This is a genomic window from Pantoea sp. B9002, from assembly GCF_013385945.1.
In the GTDB taxonomy this organism is placed as follows: Bacteria; Pseudomonadota; Gammaproteobacteria; order Enterobacterales; family Enterobacteriaceae; genus Pantoea.
This window is the reverse complement of sequence record NZ_JACAPA010000169.1, coordinates 1-431: the sequence shown is the minus strand read 5'-3', so window position 1 is coordinate 431 and position 431 is coordinate 1. Positions and strand designations below refer to the sequence as shown.

The window sequence follows — 431 nt, the reverse complement described above, 5'->3', positions numbered from 1 at the left end:
GCCTGTCGCCTATCCGCATAACCAGATCAACCTTTGGCGCTGACGAGCTGCTTGTCCCACCCATTCAGCCCGACAGAACGGGAGACTCGACCTCCGGTTCTGTCGTTGCAAAACCTGTCACAACCGGGCGTAGTGCACCTTGCTCAGACCGAGAATGCCATAGGTGTTTCGCAGGTTCTCGTCCGTGGGCTCCTTGTCGCGAAGCCAGCGTACAGAAAGCCCCAGGTAGCACGCCCATTGGGCTCCCTGCTTGAAAGCAAGCCACTGCCTGGTTTTGGCCATTACCTCCAGATACTGATTGACCAGAATGTACTGGGTCTCACCAGCACTGTACTTGGCATGCAGGAATGCCTCCCGGTAATGAGGGGCCGCAGTGGTGTAGTCCTCGGCTCTGTAGGCAATAACACCTCGCAGCCAGTGGAGTAACCACG

At 57.3% G+C, this 431-nt stretch carries 1 protein-coding gene; it reads right to left on the bottom strand.

Annotated elements, in window-relative coordinates:
* Positions 1-117: 117 nt before the first annotated feature.
* Positions 118-431: hypothetical protein (locus HX773_RS25695; protein ID WP_218168375.1), on the bottom strand; the 314-nt coding region annotated here is incomplete at its 5' end.